17 protein-coding genes, 1 tRNA gene and 1 pseudogene are annotated in these 16,457 nt (G+C 33.1%); 8 read left to right on the top strand and 11 right to left on the bottom strand.

Annotated elements, in window-relative coordinates; translation table 11 throughout:
- The coding region (locus wTKK_RS06185; protein ID WP_407512768.1) for a septal ring lytic transglycosylase RlpA family protein at positions 1-588 on the top strand (588 nt) is incomplete at its 5' end.
- 594 nt (positions 589-1,182) lie between these two features.
- On the opposite strand, the gene wTKK_RS06180 is transcribed toward wTKK_RS06185, so the two are convergent.
- On the bottom strand, positions 1,183-1,449 hold the full coding sequence (locus wTKK_RS06180) for a hypothetical protein (RefSeq protein ID WP_407512765.1): 267 nt from the start codon (positions 1,447-1,449) through the stop codon (positions 1,183-1,185).
- 159 nt (positions 1,450-1,608) lie between these two features.
- On the opposite strand from wTKK_RS06180, the gene ubiH reads away from it, so the two are divergent.
- Positions 1,609-2,757, top strand: a complete 1,149-nt coding sequence (gene ubiH / locus wTKK_RS06175) for a 2-octaprenyl-6-methoxyphenyl hydroxylase (protein WP_407512762.1) — start codon at positions 1,609-1,611, stop codon at positions 2,755-2,757.
- Between the two features lie 211 nt (positions 2,758-2,968).
- Here the strand turns inward: ubiH and wTKK_RS06325 are convergent.
- The 3 genes and pseudogenes from wTKK_RS06325 to wTKK_RS06150 form a co-directional block, all read right to left on the bottom strand.
- Positions 2,969-3,916: pseudogene (locus wTKK_RS06325) on the bottom strand (IS5 family transposase).
- 211 nt (positions 3,917-4,127) lie between these two features.
- Entirely contained in the window at positions 4,128-5,066 is a 939-nt protein-coding gene (locus tag wTKK_RS06155; RefSeq protein WP_407512759.1) for a gamma-glutamyl-gamma-aminobutyrate hydrolase family protein, read from the bottom strand.
- Positions 5,067-5,126: 60 nt separating this feature from the next.
- Positions 5,127-5,199: transfer RNA gene (locus wTKK_RS06150), tRNA-Phe, on the bottom strand.
- Between the two features lie 74 nt (positions 5,200-5,273).
- On the opposite strand from wTKK_RS06150, the gene coaD reads away from it, so the two are divergent.
- Positions 5,274-5,780, top strand: coding sequence for a pantetheine-phosphate adenylyltransferase (gene coaD / locus wTKK_RS06145; RefSeq protein ID WP_407512758.1), 507 nt, complete (start codon positions 5,274-5,276; stop codon positions 5,778-5,780).
- A gap of 71 nt (positions 5,781-5,851) precedes the next feature.
- Positions 5,852-6,061, top strand: a complete 210-nt coding sequence (locus wTKK_RS06140) for a zinc-finger domain-containing protein (RefSeq protein ID WP_407512757.1) — start codon at positions 5,852-5,854, stop codon at positions 6,059-6,061.
- 14 nt (positions 6,062-6,075) lie between these two features.
- Here wTKK_RS06140 and wTKK_RS06135 read toward each other — a convergent pair whose 3' ends face one another.
- From wTKK_RS06135 to wTKK_RS06115, 5 genes are all read right to left on the bottom strand, one after another.
- Positions 6,076-6,702, bottom strand: a complete 627-nt coding sequence (locus tag wTKK_RS06135; protein WP_407512756.1) for a phosphatidate cytidylyltransferase — start codon at positions 6,700-6,702, stop codon at positions 6,076-6,078.
- Positions 6,692-7,387, bottom strand: a complete 696-nt coding sequence (gene uppS, locus wTKK_RS06130; protein WP_407512754.1) for a polyprenyl diphosphate synthase — start codon at positions 7,385-7,387, stop codon at positions 6,692-6,694. Before uppS ends, wTKK_RS06135 begins: the two co-directional genes overlap by 11 nt.
- Before the next feature lie 279 nt (positions 7,388-7,666).
- Entirely contained in the window at positions 7,667-8,107 is a 441-nt protein-coding gene (locus wTKK_RS06125) for a hypothetical protein (protein ID WP_407512753.1), read from the bottom strand.
- Positions 8,104-8,547, bottom strand: a complete 444-nt coding sequence (locus wTKK_RS06120) for a hypothetical protein (RefSeq protein ID WP_407512752.1) — start codon at positions 8,545-8,547, stop codon at positions 8,104-8,106. The genes wTKK_RS06125 and wTKK_RS06120 overlap by 4 nt, the downstream gene beginning before the upstream one ends.
- 493 nt (positions 8,548-9,040) lie before the next feature.
- On the bottom strand, positions 9,041-9,394 hold the full coding sequence (locus tag wTKK_RS06115; RefSeq protein ID WP_407512751.1) for a hypothetical protein: 354 nt from the start codon (positions 9,392-9,394) through the stop codon (positions 9,041-9,043).
- A 173-nt stretch (positions 9,395-9,567) separates the two neighbouring features.
- On the opposite strand from wTKK_RS06115, the gene odhB reads away from it, so the two are divergent.
- The 3 genes from odhB to wTKK_RS06100 all read left to right on the top strand — a co-directional run bounded on the left by odhB (position 9,568) and on the right by wTKK_RS06100 (position 13,409).
- On the top strand, positions 9,568-10,740 hold the full coding sequence (gene odhB, locus wTKK_RS06110) for a 2-oxoglutarate dehydrogenase complex dihydrolipoyllysine-residue succinyltransferase (protein WP_407512750.1): 1,173 nt from the start codon (positions 9,568-9,570) through the stop codon (positions 10,738-10,740).
- A gap of 1,117 nt (positions 10,741-11,857) precedes the next feature.
- Complete coding sequence (locus tag wTKK_RS06105) at positions 11,858-12,211, top strand: hypothetical protein (RefSeq protein WP_407512749.1); 354 nt, start codon at positions 11,858-11,860, stop codon at positions 12,209-12,211.
- 421 nt (positions 12,212-12,632) lie between these two features.
- On the top strand, positions 12,633-13,409 hold the full coding sequence (locus wTKK_RS06100; protein WP_407512748.1) for an enoyl-ACP reductase FabI: 777 nt from the start codon (positions 12,633-12,635) through the stop codon (positions 13,407-13,409).
- A 335-nt stretch (positions 13,410-13,744) separates the two neighbouring features.
- Here the strand turns inward: wTKK_RS06100 and wTKK_RS06095 are convergent, their stop codons facing one another.
- Together wTKK_RS06095 and wTKK_RS06090 are read right to left on the bottom strand one after the other, a co-directional pair.
- Positions 13,745-14,437, bottom strand: a complete 693-nt coding sequence (locus tag wTKK_RS06095) for a hypothetical protein (RefSeq protein WP_407512745.1) — start codon at positions 14,435-14,437, stop codon at positions 13,745-13,747.
- Between the two features lie 70 nt (positions 14,438-14,507).
- Positions 14,508-15,113 (bottom strand): hypothetical protein, encoded by a 606-nt coding sequence (locus tag wTKK_RS06090; RefSeq protein ID WP_407512744.1) that lies wholly within the window; start codon positions 15,111-15,113, stop codon positions 14,508-14,510.
- A 192-nt stretch (positions 15,114-15,305) separates the two neighbouring features.
- Here wTKK_RS06090 and ychF point away from each other — a divergent pair, with 192 nt between their 5' ends.
- On the top strand, positions 15,306-16,400 hold the full coding sequence (gene ychF, locus wTKK_RS06085) for a redox-regulated ATPase YchF (protein WP_407512743.1): 1,095 nt from the start codon (positions 15,306-15,308) through the stop codon (positions 16,398-16,400).
- The last annotated feature ends 57 nt before the right edge of the window (positions 16,401-16,457 follow it).

Below are 16,457 nucleotides of genomic sequence, written 5' to 3'. Positions count from 1 at the left end.
ACAGGTCATTATAAAATTGGCAGTAGCTATACAATAAATGGTATCACCCACCACCCAAAATACTGTAGCTATTATGAAGAAGTAGGAATAGCATCATGGTATGGAATAGAAGATCATGGCACAATTACAGCTAACGGTGAAGTGTTTAATCGTCACTTGATTTCTGCAGCACATAAGACCTTGCCCCTACCCTGCTTTGTTCGTGTTACTAATTTAGAAAATGGAAGGAAGCTTGTTATAAGAGTTAATGATAGAGGGCCATTTGTTGAAGGTAGAATAATAGACTTGTCAGAAAAAGCAGCACAAGTTTTAGGACTTCATAAGTCTGGGCTTGCTAAGGTAAAAGTTGAGTACTTAAGAAAGAGGTCAGAACAATTGATACAAAATACTCCTCATTACAAAAGGCAATATGAAAAAGAAATGCAGAAACTTCACCCAAAACAAAACAATGCAGAAAGTAAGGGATATGTAGCATTTTTTGTAAACGCTCAGGTAGCTAAATCAGCTGCATCAAAGCTTCGTAATCAAGGAATAGAAAATGTTAGATTGCTCTTCAAGAATGATCAATATTGCGTAAAAGTAAGTTAAAACCTGCATTACAGATTGTGTAGCATGCCATAAACTGTTTGACAAATGAGAATGTTCCAAAAGCATGTGCGTCAAGTTGAGAAACTACCGTAAAATATAGCAATATTTAAGATTGGTATTTTATTTGTTACATTTTAGGTAGTGACAGCTACCTCAGCTATAGCTGTAAAAAATAATCTACCACTTAAGAAATTTCATTAAAAAAAATAGCACAGTCTTATTTCTCTAAAAAATACTATCTTCAACTTGAATATGTTGAAAAATACTTTGCGTATTATCTAAAAAGTCTGCCTTTATAGCAGCTAGCTCGGATTGTTTTTGAGATAGATTATCTTCTATTGTTCTATTAAAACAATCAAGATAATTGCACTTTAGTTGAAAGCGCATGTCTCCATTTTTATATAAACCTCGTATAACGTCATAATATGCTCGAGTTACATCAGTTTCTGGTTGTTGCTTTTCTTTGAGTATTGCCTTTAATTTTGAATATATGTCTAATTCTCTTTTTATAGCTTCAGTAGCATTTTTATGATATTTTTCATAATCTTCAAAACTTTTTTAACATTTTACCTTTTACTTCATTTTGTAACATCTTTAGCAAATCTTTAGCATGAGGTTTTTCAATTTTTCCTTCCACTCATCATATGTATATTCTTGTCGACTACCATATTTTGTATCTTGACACTCACTTCCTATGTTAAACAGCTCTTTGTTACAGATTTTATCAACCTGATAAAAGTAATCGCTTATATTAATTTTATCGCTAGTTAAAGTTTGTCTAATTGCTGCTTTATTTTCTGCAAGTTCTTCTCTGTACTTGTTAATGCAATTTAGTAATTCTTTTTTGCAATCTATAGTCATAATCTAGCTCCTTTAATAAAATTATATCTAATCTAGTGTAGAATAATTAATATTTATTGCTATTTTGGTTATAAATAAGATAGTAATGAGAAGTTCAGTATCTACAAAGTTCGTTTAAACTATTTTAAAAGTGGGTAGAATGTAATTTTAGGTTAAAAAATGAATTACGATGTAATCATTTCAGGTAGTGGGCTAATTGGTCTTATTACTGCTATTGGCCTTAGTAATGACTCTGTATCTGTAGCCGTAATTGAGAAAAACAGTTTACCACGTGCAATTGATGATAATCGAGCATTCGCTATTTCTCAAGGGTCAAAAAAAATACTAGAAAAATTAGGGATTTGGTTCCTCTTAGAAGGCGAAGCTGAACCAATACTTGATATATGCATATTAGATGGAGATAGTCCATTTACTGTACATTATGACCATAAAATGGTCGGTGAAGAGCCAATGGGCTATGTAATCAAGAGCGCTATTATATGGAATGCAATCAATAATAATTTTTTGCATAAACTCAATATATATTCTCCACGTTCCTATAAAACAATTTCTTGTGACGAAGGATACGTGGAAGTTACTCTTGATAATGATCAAAAATTGATATCATCGCTATTTATCTGCGCTGAAGGTAAAAACTCTAAGCTGCCAGAGCTGTTTTCTATACCAATGATAAAATTTGGTTATAAACAAAATAGCATGGTATTTAATGTAAAACATGAACTACATCACCAAAACTTAGCTGTAGAGCGGTTTTTTCCTGGTGGTCCATTTGCAATTTTGCCAATGAAAGGTGGCTATACTTCTTCAATAGTTTGGACAGAAAAATACGAAATTTCAAAAATGCTGATGAGCTTATCCGAAGAGGAATTTGTCACAGAACTCAAAAAAAGATTTGGTTCTTATTTGGGAGAAATTGAATTAGAGGGTGAAAGAAGACTTTATCCTTTGAGTTTTACTTTTGCGAGAAAGCTGCGTAAAAAAAGAATTTTGCTTATTGGCGATGCAGCACATTCAATCCATCCAGTTGCAGGTCAAGGACTTAATCTTGGAATGAGAGATGTAGAGAGTGTTATTAGACAAATAACTACTGCAAAAGCGTCTGGCATTGATGTTGGCAGTAATTATCTATTGAAGAAAATTTCACGTGACAGATACTTTGATAATTTTACTATGGCACTTGCAACTGATGGACTAAATAGGATATTTTCCAACAGAATATTTTGCGCTAGAGCATTTGGTTTAATGATAGTTGAAAATTCAAATTTTCTTAAAAAACGCTTCATTTGCCACGCTATGGGGTTTATATAAATAATTAGATTTCTTTCACCATAATCAGGTGTCATTAGAGTAGTTGACACTGGACCCCAAATTCCATAATGTCATGCCAGTTCCCAGACACTGGCATCCAGAAAAATTTATAAGCAAACTTGAGCTTATGCTAAATTTGATGAAATGAAAAACTGGATTCCAGCAGGCTTTGTTGCATCACTCTTCGGATAATAGGTAACGTGGAATAAATTCATGAAGCTATCTCAAATTTAGCCATGCCTATATCAGTAAATTTGTTAAGCAAATAACACTTGAGTAGCAGTTCTCTCTCACGATTAACCTCAGATTTGTTTCTAAAACTAAACCCAAATGTTTGCTTCAGTCGCGAGAAAAAACTTTCTATATAAGATCTCTTCCCATAATTTATCTCTTTTTTCCACCTCTTCATACCATCTTCATCATATGACTTTATGAGCTTGATTGTAGAATTTCTCTCATCCATATAATCCAACTTTGGATGCTCTATTGCATTATTTTGCGGAGGAATCCTTCTCTTTATGTCAAGCTCATCGCACAGTTTGTATAACTTCTTTCGATTATATGCCCTGTCTACATATAGTGTGCTTATATTATATTTAACATCAATCCTTGCAATAAGATCACATGCTCCATAGTGGTCAGAATAAACTCAGCCACTGTATTTTGCTGCTATAACTTTTTTGCTACCTATCTTAGCATTGCATGCAGTTTTCTTGTTTGCTCATAGCGTCGATACTTTCTATCTGTACCATTTGCCTTGCTATGACCTGGAATATTATTGTAGATCAGTACTATCTATGGCAATCTCAATATCTTCTGTATTATTTTTATCATGTCTTCGATCACTAATTTTGATGTTAAGTTTTTCAAGCCTTCTTGAGGACTGGGAATATCTAATAACTTGCAAGTTTTTCCTTACTTGCTCAAGGTAACCTGCTATAAATCCCGCTGTTTGTCTCAGACCTATTCTAAATAAATAAGTTATTATGTGAACCAGAATCACGACCTTATCGCTATAAATATAGTTGCCACCAGCCATTTTTGGACCTTTTTCGTACTAATTTTCTATGGCATCATTAACGTAATAAAAAATATTTCCCCTCTCTTGGAGAAATTTATTATATTCATGGCAGTTACTGACTCTCATTTTTTGTGGCATATTTTTCTTTAGTAGGTTAAATCCTTGTCTTATAGTGAATTTTGTCAGTAGCTGCCAGTTCTTTTTATTTGACCTATGCAACAAAGCCCACTGGCATCCGGTTTTTTTTTGTGCAATTCCGTCAAAAAAAAGCGCTTTCGTGTTTACCAACTTAGTTGGATTCCAGTGTCAAGCACTGGAATGACATTAAATAATTTTCCTTATTTTAGCATTAAACACGATGAAGAAAATCATTTATAATCGCTATAGCAACTAGTGTTGAAACCTGACGTACCTTTTGGCTTGACAAATGAGAGTTTTTATCTGATTTGACAACAAGGGCTTCTAGATGACTTTGAAAGTAAATATTACTATGCTTATCTTCGATAGCTTCTATTAAACCGTCATTGGCAAATGCTGCAATTTTATATCCAAGTAGCTCTAGCCTTCTCCTATTCTCTGTAGTATTACTTACTGTACCTGAATGAGCATTCGGAAAATAAGTTGAAAACCAGCCATTTTGATTAGGTAGTAAAAATCTAGCTACAACTTTTTCCAAACTACTACCTGGAACAATTTTTATCTGCTGAAGAGGTATATTCTCTTTTTGTGTATAGAATGCTGATTTTAAATTATTCTTCTCATCATTAACAACATTTGTTGTTTCAATTTCTTTTGCATGCATAATGTCTTGTAAACCACCGCATATGGAAAGCAAATGAATTGTAGGATTTTCATCTACTATTTTTACAATTGCTTCATTCACAAGCTGGCGGTAAGGTTTAAGAGCTGAATGAGAGTTATCTGAAATAAATATTCTGTTTATCTTTTGCTCTTTGATAAATTTTACAACTTCAACCTTTATTCGATCTAGTATCAGCTTTTTTGCCAATATTTCATCTTGTTTTGCGAACTCTTCTTGGATTTCTTTTAGATTAATTATTTTGTCGTAGTCAATGAATATAGTTTTAACCCCAAAATTATTGAATATCTCATGGATATTTTGAGATTCATCTGTTTGAAATAAACCAACAATTATATTGTAATTTACTGCATTTTCCGCTGTCAAAGCAGATAATTCTTTGTTCACTTTTTCACTATAAGAGATATTACTTAATAGTAGAAATGTAATTAACAGTGTATTAAATATTCTGCTGTAATGCTTAGACATTATTTCCTAAATAGTTGCATTAATATTATAATATATCACAGAACATTAAGAAAAAGAATGTGGCCTGAGCAGGAATCGAACCAGCGACACAAGGATTTTCAGTCCTTTGCTCTACCAACTGAGCTATCAGGCCAACTACGTACTTTTATTTTTAGACAAAAAACGTTATTATGTCCATCAAAAGTTTTTGAAGTATAGAAACAAAAAATGAACATTAATAACAAAATAGGAATTTATCCTGGTACGTTTGATCCTATAACTTTTGGGCACCTTGACATAATAAAAAGAGCATGTAAGCTAGTCGATAAGTTGATAGTTGGTGTTGCAGAAAATGTTAACAAACATACTACCTTTAATATAAAGCTACGCACAAGCATGGCTGAAAATGAAGTTAAAGGAGCAGAAATTAATGCAGATGTTATGTCTTTTAATGGATTGCTCGTGAAGTTTGCCAAAGAGCAAAATGCCTCTGTTATTATCAGAGGACTGAGGGCAGTATCAGATTTTGATTATGAATTTCAAATGAGTTGGGTAAATTATAAGCTCTCCCATGAAATCGAAACCATATTTCTTCCTGCATCTGAAGATACTCAATTTATCTCATCAAGTTTTGTGAAAGAAATAGCGAGATTAGGAGAAGATGTTAGCAGCTTTGTATCACAAAATGTCCAAAACGAATTGATTGATCTAAATAGGGTAAAAAATGGAGAATAAGTATTTATTGTCTTTTTTATTTCCAAACGAGTATGTTCGATGTATAAAATACTATAAATTAAAGGAGAGAAATGTCAGAAGTGAGGGATAATGATCTAATAGTTTGCTGCCGTGGTGATGAGAATGATGATGGTTCTGGTCATCCAGTAGTATATTTACATAAAGAAGGAGGAATGTATTGTCCTTATTGCAGTAAGCCCATGAGTGAAATAGTAAACTCCGAAGAACTTCAATCTGTTGAGGTGAAAGCAGTGAATAAAAAGGGAAGGACCAAAGGTTAATAGCACTTCATTCCTTAGCTTATGTAAATAGCAACAAATGGGGCAGTAAAAATGAAACCGTCCATACGGTCAAGTACCCCTCCATGGCCAGGTATTATACCTCCACTATCTTTAACATTGTAAACTCTTTTTATGAGTGATTCAGTAAAGTCTCCAAGTTGGGCTAGAATAGCAATTGTGAAGCCAATTATTGGGGAATAGAAAATTGGAAATAAACTCAAAAATATTGAGCCAAAAATTGTACAAAATACTCCAGCTAAAACTGCACCTAAAAGCCCTGACCAAGTCTTTCCAGGACTAATAATTGGGCAAATTTTAGCACCACCAAAGTTTTTACCAAATAGGTAAGCGGTAATATCGATGCTCCAAATGGTTAAGATAAGCCATATTGATTCATATTTTCCCTGTGGTAGATTATATAAGTATATCAGCGATGCATTTGGTAGTGCAATGAGTAGTAATGCAAAAATGTATAAGATACTATTGCCTTTAGTTAGGTTATACCATTCAAAAGAAGATAGAACCGCAATTGAAAAAATTAGTAGATAAAATGATAAATCACTGAAATATGTAGCAAAAGAAAATATTAGTAATATTACTATTGAAGACAGTGTTCTCACCATAAAATTATTATCTACCATATTTTTTCTCTCTCTTTGTATAATCTGCTAACGCTTTACTCAAATCTTGACAAGAAAAATCAGGCCACAAAGTATCACAAAAATACAATTCAGTATAAGCTACTTGCCATAGTAAAAAATTGCTTAACCTTTTCTCGCCACCAGTGCGAATTAATAAATCAAGTTTTGGTAAATCTTTAGTATACAGAAATTTTTCAAATTCCTCTTCCAATACGCAATCAATATTTCCTTTTATGAAGTTGTTGATAGCATGTATAATTTCCTGCTTTGCTCCATAACTAACTGCAACAGTGAGTAATAGACCATCGTTCTTATGTGTCACTTCTTCTGCTTTTTTGATTTGATCGAATATTTTACTGGGCAAGAGACTTAAATTGCCAATAAAATTTAACTTAATGTTACAATTACAGATGAATTTCATTTTATCTTCATTAGTCAAAGTGGAGTAAAATAAATTAAATAGGTAGTCTGTTTCATTTTCAGACCTGAGCCAATTTTCCATGGAAAATGCGTACAAAGTTAAGTAAGGTATGGCCAGGAGTGTGCAATGCTTAGCAATATCAAATGCAACCTCACTGCCTTTTCTATAGCCATCAATTTTTACCCTTCCTTGATTATTTGCCCACCTACCATTACCATCCATAATAATTGCTAGATGTTTTGGCAGAGATTCTAGATTCAACATTTGAATTCAACCTGTTCTAATTAGCTTGATGTCTATATCTCTGTATGAAACGTTCACCGTATCCACCTAAAACTATATTATTACTGAAAAATCATTGATAGTCTATATTACAAAAATTTTCTCAACCTCGGTGTCAGCTGCCAGTGATTTTACCAAGAAAATATAGTAAAAATACTCTGATATAGATGGTTTTACGATATAGTAAAATTATTATAAATAAATGATTTGGTGTTATTAGAAATACCTAGCTCTTTTATGTGGATTGATATTCTCAATAACCTACTCTAAAGATAAATTATATAACTTTGACACAGGTTCTTTGCATTCAATATATCTTTCAAATGTAAGGAATGGTACAAGTGAATTTATATTTATGTCCTGCTCTTGAGGAAGATCTTTACCGCCTAAGAAAATCCCTGGGAAAGGATATTGAGTATATATGCTCAGCTCTTGGGAAACATATTTAATTATATCTTCGTAAATACGTTCCTTGTTGTTAAAATAATCGATATTAATATCTGTAATTTTACCAGCTTTACGTAGGAGTATAGTAAGCCTCAAAGTCGACTTTACGCTAGGTTTAAAATTTTGAAATATATTGACAAATACCTTAACAGTAACATTATCTGTTGTTGCTTTTAGCTCTTTAGTGGTAACAGAATTGATCTTCTCAACAGCATTTTGATCTTTTAGTAGTGTTATAATCCTTTTGTTATTCAAGCTTGCATTATCAAGTAAAAGTCGAAATTTTTCAGTATCAATAGAATCGATAAATTCCGACTTTTTAGTAAATCCATAACCATGGAGCGATCAAATTTACTACTACTAGATATAAGTTCAAGTTTTTCAAGATCGATAGAATTGACTCGAACGAATAGACTCTGATCTTTTAGTATTTCTCTAACATCTGTAGAATCAAACTTAATGCTTTTGCACATAATTTTTAATCTATTACCATCAATAGAATGGAGTTGAGGTAATGAAGTCTTTAGTATTTCTGCAATCTCTTTATCTGTAAAAAAATAATCACTTTTCATGATACTCACTTTACTTTCATCAAGAGAATTGATTTGATCAAATAAACTATGATCTTTCAGTAAATTCATAATATATCCTTGATCAGAATACTTAAATATCAAGTCAAATATTTTACGATTCATCGAATTGATGCGTTCAACAACTTCCTGATTTTTTAGTAATTCTATAATAATTGTATAATCAAATTTCCTAAATACGGATTTAGATTTTCTAGGATCAATCAAATCGATAAGCTTAACAAATTCTCGGTCTTTTAGTACTTTTATAATATATTCACTACTAAACCTATCACTTTTAACTATGTATTTAAGCAGTTCCCCACTAATAATAGTGACGTTCTTAGCAACTTTCTTATTTTTTAGTAGTTCTAAAATAATATTGATATCATGAAACTTACCACTATTAAGTATGAGTTAAAATCTTTCAGGAGCAATCGAATTGATGCGTTCAATAATTTCCTTGTTTTTTAATAATTTTGTAACATCTTCATCACTAAGCTTACCACTTTCAAATATACATTTTAGTATTTCTTCATTAAGATAAAATCGAACATCATCAACACGTTTTTCATTAGTTCCTTCATCTCCTAATGCTTCTTTCGCGAAGTTATTCGGATCATTTTTTCATCTTCCTCGTAATCATAATTATCATAATATCCATAATCTTCTTCATTCTCCTCACTATCACTACTTTCGAATTCATTGTTGATATTGCAAACCTTCCCACCTTTAATATTTCTAGAATATTGTGCTCCGCAGGTGCATCATTTAGCATGGACCTAAACATTTCATCATCATAATCGTTGATGTGATTAACAATGCTCTCATCTAATAGTAATTCTTCAATACCTTTGTGACTAAACTTATTATGATACTTGCATAAGATTTTAAGCTTACTGTAATCCATTGAATTGATGCCATCAACAACTCTTTGATTTGATAGTAATTCTCTGTTATAAGTCTTCTGCACTTCCTGCCTTATCGAAACCCATAATCTTATTTCAATTTACTTAGTGTTTTAATTTTTCATGTATTAGGAGGAAATAATCAAGCATTATGATAAAAGTCCTAATGAATTTATTAGTTTATTTATGTTTCTTTTCATGTATAAACTTATAGAAAGTTTTATGTAGAAGTTATTTTATGAGCGAGATTATAGAAATCAGAGCGCCAAAAACTCTTGGTGGTGAATCAGTTACGGAAGGTATAGTAAAAATAAAGAAAAATATCGGCGAAGCAGTAAAAGTAGATGACTTGATCTTTGAAATTGAAACTGATAAAACGGCGCTAGAACTAACTGCAGAAGCTTCAGGACAAATAACTGAATTTTTTGTGAAAGAAGATGATATAATTGGCCCTGATCAATTACTGGCAAAACTTGCTGTAGGAGAAATAAGAGAAGAAGTGAAAAAAGAAGATAAAGGCGAAAGCGCTGATAAAAAAGATGCCCCTTCAGCTCGTAAAATTATGGAAGAAAATGCAATTAGTGCAGAAAATGTAAAAGGAACTGGCATGGGAGGCAGAATAACTAAAGCGGATGTGATAGACCACATGAGTAAAGCTAAACAACCTCCGGTAAAACAATATGAATCGCCAAAAAGTGTAGTAAGTGGAGAGAGAAGAGAAGAGCGAGTGAAAATGAGCAAAATAAGGCAAGTAATAGCTGCTCGTTTGAAAGCATCGCAAAATACTGCTGCAATACTGACCACGTTCAATGAAATTGACATGAAAAACATCATGGATCTTAGGGCAAAGTATAAAGAAACTTTTGAAAAGAAATATGGAATAAAACTGGGTTTCATGTCCTTTTTTATAAGGGCAGCAGTGCAAGCACTAAAAGAAATTCGTGAGATTAACGCTGAGATTTCAGGTGATGAAATTGTATATAAAAATTACTATGACATAGGTGTTGCTGTTGGCACTGACAAAGGTCTTGTTGTACCAGTTATTCGTGATGCTGATCAAATGTCATTTGCTGAAATTGAACTAACTTTAGTTGCTCTTGGCAAAAAAGCACGAGAAGGTAAGCTGCAAGTATCGGAAATGGAAGGTGCAACATTTACTATCTCAAACGGTGGTGTGTATGGTTCACTTCTTTCTACTCCGATAATAAACCCTCCGCAATCTGGAATACTTGGCATGCACTCAATACAAAATAGGCCATTTGCTGTGAATAGCTCAATTGAAATCAGACCAATGATGTACATTGCTCTCTCTTACGACCACAGAATAGTTGATGGCAAAGGAGCAGTTACTTTCCTTGTTAAAATCAAAAATTACATAGAAGATCCAAATAGATTGGTTTTGGAAATTTAAACAGGTTAAAAAAACGACAAGTAAGTTTTTCTGAAGTTTTCAAGGTGGGTGTTACAGCTGTGCAAACATTTATTTATAAGGGTAACTTATACGAAAATGGTCAGTGTTTGCTGTACGAGCATTGTGATTTAGGCCTAAAAATGCGAGAGCCCATTTGGTGTTATCCAAGTAGCTGACACTGGGATCCAAATTGCAAGTAATGCATTAGGTTGGGTGAGTATAGGTCTTGCGTTATAGAATGATGGTATCATTCCAGTGCTTGACACTGGAATCCAGAAAAATTTACAAGCAAACTAGGCTTATGCTAAATTTGATGAGATAAAATGAAAAACTGGATTCCAGTGTCAAGCACTGGAATGACATCATTTACTATGTGCCATATTACAATGTTTGTAAAGTTGTGTGTGGTCCACCAAAAGGGTGTTAGCTACTTGCATGACACTATTTGCTATTTTTTCTTGTCTGAATGAATACAAAACGGTTTTTGGTTACTCACGAAATAGATTTGTCCATTTTGCTCTTATTATTTAAAACGCTTTTATGCTAAATATGTCAAATTTTTATTTGACATATGTTAAAAACATTCTAAGATAAGGCTGTTTATAGAATAAGGGGATATATAATTTTAACTAATTCTTCTAAAAAAAGTTTTGAAGCTGTTCAAGGTATATCTTAATCAGTATCGAGTGATAAACCGAATAGGACTTTCAATTTTCCTCCGAATAATAGGGTTAGAGCAGATGATCATCCATTTTTAGGTACCAAGCATGACCGCAAAATTGAATATTTAGATTGTAATGATGATAGAGTCAAAAAGGCGAATTCTTGCTGACAGCTCTTCTTATAATTCAGAAAATGAAAACACGGTAAATATCTAAAAGGCAAGATTATTGATGAAACTAAGCAAGAAATTGCTCAACACATAGAAAACAGTGATGTAGAATCTGTACAGCTTAGAGTGAGAAGTCCAATTAGAACTATGTTGAATGCAAGAATTGCGCTGAATGATAATAAAGAAAAAATAAACATTAGCAATACTTTAACTAATGCTTTTTTTTGAAAGCAATAGGATAACGGCGGTTACATTGTTGCTACCTGGAGATGAAAAAAAAGAGGAATGCTTGGACGAGTTGATGAGCATGGAGTAAGAATTTATGAAGTAGCTAATGGCTCATATAACATGACTTTGAATTGGTACGGTGAAGAAAAAGAGTGTAAAATGAAAATTAATATTAGTGATGACGGTTCTATCAAGCTTATTGAAAGCAATGATATCACTTGGGAGCAAATAGCTGCACATAAAGAAGTAAAAGTAGGAAAACAATATGAAGCGAAGTCCTTGTATGATGCACTATCCTACTTACGTAAAGAAGGTTATGAAATAGTAAAAGTTTCACAGAATCCTTCAATAAGTATGGAAAGTGTGACTATATCGAAACAACTTTCTTCTGCTCAAGGAGTAAGTAAATAAGTAGACTTTATGAGCTGCTTGCAAATGTAGGCGGCTTATATTTCAGTATCCTTATTTCACGTTCTCTAGAGTGTTTTTATTTCCTGTAATCTTTTTATAAAAACCATAGGCGCCAGTTGGTTTTAAAGTAAAGGTCAAGTATCTGGAATATTTGACATAAAATCCTCCTGTGTAAAAAACAAAGTTAGAAAAAAATGCGGTGCATATACTACAGATATACACTGAAGAATATATTTTTTAATAAGTTTGATTAAAAAATCTGCAGACTAAAGATAGATTTTGAGCTCTTAAAATATCTACGATTGTAATTATAATGAGGTTGGAAATATGCGGAAGTAATTTTTATACGTTAGCTACAGTTAAAACATAATTGACTTTGCCTAGTTAATATTTCAAATTATAAAAAAGGCAAATAATTTCTATGATGTTGCAGGGCAAAAAAGGGTTAATAACCGGAATAATAAATAAGAGGTCAATAGCATATGGTATAGCAAAGACCCTCTCAGAACATGGAGCTGAGCTTGCAATCACTTATCAAAATGAAACAATAAAAGAGAAATTATTACCAATAGCAAGTGAATTAAATGTAGAGTTAATATTGCACTGTAATGTTTCAAATGAGGAAACTATAGATAATTCTTTTAAGGAAATAAAGGAGAAGTGGGGTGCTATTGATTTTTTGGTACATGCAATAGCATTCTCCGATAAAAATGAGCTAAATGGTAAATATGTCAATACTTCACTAAACAACTTTATTAATGCAATGCATATATCGTGCTATTCTTTTACTGCTTTAGCGCAAAGAGCGGAAAAAATGATGTTAAATGGCGGTAGTTTACTTACTTTATCTTACTATGGTGCTGAAAAAGTTATGCCAAATTATAATGTGATGGGTTTATGTAAAGCAGCACTTGAAGCAAGTGTAAAATATATAGCATGTGATCTCGGAACACAGAACATCAGAGTAAATGCAATTTCTGCTGGTCCAATCAGAACTTTAGCATCTTCTGGAATAAGTGACTTTCACTCCATATCGGAATGGAATAAAAGTAATTCTCCACTTAGACGCAATGTTACAATAGAAGATGTTGGCAAGGCAGCACTATACTTATTAAGCGACCTGAGTAGTGGTACAACTGGAGAAATTTTACATGTTGATTCAGGGTATAATGTTGTGGGAATGAAGATAGTAGACTAATACAGTACTGCAGATGCATGTGAAGCCTGTGTTTTTTGTTATCCGAGTAATTGACATTGGAGCCCAGTATCAGCTACTAGAATGACAACATTTTTTACTTAAATCTTCGCATATTAACCATGCTGATCTTCTATTTTTACTTCTTCCATTTGGGTTAAGAGTTGTGCGTGAGGGTTGCTCTTGAAGTTGCCTTGCAAGGAAAAAGTCTTTTTTCTCCCGATCTTGGAGTTGCTTTGCAAGCAAGAAATCCCATTATTCTTATTAAGCAGTGGTTAATCATGAGCATGGCTTTTATTATAGAATACCCCCTATAGAAGTATATAGACCATGAAGACTTATCTTACAGTTTGTGGTACTTGTTGTTGATAAAATGTTCTTTCTACACGTGCTTCTTCCACACTGCATCTCCTTGATAAGACTGGCTCCTCAAGGCATTTTATACGTTGCTGTACATCATTAATGCACTGCCCTATAACATCACCAATTTTTCCATCAGCATTTTTTGCCAATAACTCATCAAACCTCTTCTCAACCTCTGCTCTCTCAGAGATATCCTTTAAAAGGTTACAATACTCCAAAATTTCATCTAATTGAAGTTCTTTTGCTAATTGAAAGTCTTCTTGCTCTTGAATTTCCTTAGTTATAACCCTAGCTCTAGAATAATGGTTTCCACCCAGGTATATTACTTCCTTCTTCTTATTGCCCCATAATTCATCTTTCCTTACATACTCAGGATTTATCATGTTTGGGTCTGGTTTATATATTGTCATACCTTCCTGATACTCAAAATATGCTTCGATTTCAGTATTAGATAAAGAAGCTAAAATAGGGATTTCACCGTGAAAAACAAAATACCCTTGTTTTTGTATTGCTTTGAGATAAGTCTGATAGAAGTCTTTTTGACCAATAACTGAGTCTAATATTCTGTCGTTATTAATTATATATTCCTCTTTATATTTTTCTTTAGTAAGCGTGGTGTCAAGTCCATATGCACAAGACTCAAGCTCTTCCTCTACTCTATTATACAATGTTTTCTCATTTTCTTTCTTTAGTAAATCTTCAATACTAAGTAAATCTCTTTGCTGCGCATTACGCGCATTATATGCATTGGTATGCTTGCTTTATTACTTTATATATTTCACTAGAAAATTTTTCATCTTCAGAAAGCTTTTCTATAATGTTATTTTTTAGAGCTTTCGTTCTTTCAACACTTTCATTTATTATATCGTCAACTTTTTTATTTATTTCCTCAATGAGCTCTTTTATCTCTTTTGGTGCATTAAGCACTTCCCTAGTGTTACTCAATAGATCTACAAAGAATGTTCTCAAGTGTTGCTTAAGAGCATTTGGCATTTTCGGATCATTCAATGATTTAAACTGATTTAAAAATTCGCGCCACTCTTTACGCATTGCTTGAGCTTTATCAGTTTTATATACATTAGAACTATTTTCACTAAACACGGCATGGAAAAAGCAATTGCCATCCCCTGCAGTATCATACTTAGCTACTTGACTGCTAGAAAGTTTTTGTTCCACATCACTAACGTACTGCCCCACAACATCACTAAGTTTACCTTCGTAGAAATCTTTAGGGTAAGAATTACTATCGAAAAGAGTTATTTCTTGCCCAAAGCTCTTGAAGCTTTTCGGACTTTCAACACCGTGAAGACCACTTGATGATTTCCGTTTCCTAGGTACATTCATTTGCCCTAAATATCCTGGGCCTTTCTATTCCAACCTCAACATCATGAAAGTCACTTTGTAGTCTCCCTTTCTTAGCTGTAGTCATAGTTTTTACTTTAATTTGAGCTATATACCAACAAAATTGTAACCGGCTAAGTTAAGTATAGCAGAAATTTTTAAATTATGCAATAATCATTGCTTTAAATAACAAATATGAGCTTTAACTGTGGCATAGTTGGACTGCCGAATATAGGAAAATCAACCTTATTTAATGCACTTACAGAGTCAAGTGCAGCCGAAGCTGCAAACTATCCTTTCTGTACAATTGAGCCAAATGTTGGCAAAGTGCCAATACGAGATCAGCGTTTGAAACAAATTGCCGCGGTTGCTCACTCAGGGAAAACAATCTACAATCAACTGGAAGTTGTCGATATTGCCGGCTTGGTTAAGGGTGCAAGCAAGGGTGAAGGACTAGGAAATAAATTTTTGAGTCATATCAGAGAAGTTGATGCCATTGTTCATCTTCTCAGGTGCTTTACGGATGACGATATCAGCCATGTAAACAGTAAAATAGATCCAATATCAGATGCTGAAATAGTGGAAACTGAGTTAATTCTAGCTGATATTGATAGCATAGAAAAAAGGCTTCCTCAATTGGAAAAGAAAGCAAAGCAAGGTGATAAAGAGCTAAAGAGACAACTTGAATTAATGAAAGAGGTATTAGCTACTTTAAAATTAGGTAAACCGGCAAGAAGCTCGGAGAATATCGATGAAGATGAGATGAAGTTGCTTCAATTGCTAACAACAAAGCCTGTTATGTATGTATGCAATGTTGAAGATACGAATATCATAACTGGTAATGAACTATCTAAAAGGGTGGAAAAAATGGCGGAAGAAAATAAAAGCAAATTTTATTGTATTTCAGCGAAACTTGAAGCAGATATTGCAAATCTTGATAGTGAAGAGGAAAAACAGAATTTTTTATCAGAATTTGGCTTACAAGAATCAGGACTTGATGGAGTAGCACGTATTATGTATGAAGTGCTAAGTATGATAACTTTTTTTACTGTGGGCCCCAAAGAAGCACGTGCATGGCCAATAAAGATAGGATCAACAGCTGACAAAGCAGCAGGTGTAATTCACACTGATTTTGAAAAGGGCTTTATAAAAGCAGAAACCATAAGCTTTGAAGACTATATAAAATATGGAAGCGAATTAGCTTGCAAAGATGCAGGGAAAGTTCGCTTCGAAGGCAGAGATTATATCGTGCAAGATGGGGATATAATGCACTTTAGGTTTAATGTCTAATTAGTCTAGCGCCTTCCTGATGCAGTCCGTGAATTTTTATATTTTCTTCTCTCTTCT

It is taken from the genome of Wolbachia endosymbiont of Trichogramma kaykai, assembly GCF_045765165.1.
Classification (GTDB): domain Bacteria; phylum Pseudomonadota; class Alphaproteobacteria; order Rickettsiales; family Anaplasmataceae; genus Wolbachia.
This window is presented reverse-complemented; position numbering and strand designations above follow the sequence as displayed.